This is a genomic window from Corynebacterium sp. MSK044, from assembly GCF_030232825.1.
Lineage (GTDB): Bacteria > Actinomycetota > Actinomycetes > Mycobacteriales > Mycobacteriaceae > Corynebacterium.
Window position 1 is genome coordinate 1 of the sequence record NZ_JASPJJ010000064.1, and the last position, 507, is coordinate 507.

Annotated in this window: 1 rRNA gene; it reads left to right on the forward strand. The window is 55.4% G+C overall.

The annotated features are described in order from the left end of the window. Positions 1–507 (forward strand): 23S ribosomal RNA (locus QP994_RS11090); the annotation flags it as partial.

The window sequence follows — 507 nt, forward strand, 5'->3', positions numbered from 1 at the left end:
GGCAGTGAGACTGTGGGGGATAAGCTTCATAGTCGAGAGGGAAACAGCCCAGACCGCCGGTTAAGGCCCCTAAGGGTGTGCTAAGTGGAAAAGGATGTGTAATCGCGAAGACAGCCAGGAGGTTGGCTTAGAAGCAGCCACCCTTGAAAGAGTGCGTAATAGCTCACTGGTCGAGTGGTTGCGCGCCGACAATGTAGTGGGGCTCAAGTACACCGCCGAAACCGCGGCAACAAGTTTTTGTTGGGTAGGGGAGCGTCGTGCATGGGGTGAAGCGTGATCGTAAGGGCGCGTGGACTGTGTGCGAGTGAGAATGCAGGCATGAGTAACGAATGATACGTGAGAATCGTATCCGCCGGATGACTAAGGGTTCCTGGGTCAAGTTCGTCTTCCCAGGGTGAGTCGGGTCCTAAGGCGAGGCCGACAGGCGTAGTCGATGGTTAACGGGTTGATATTCCCGTACCCGTATACATGCGACCCAGAACGAGTCGGTGATACTAACCACCCAGA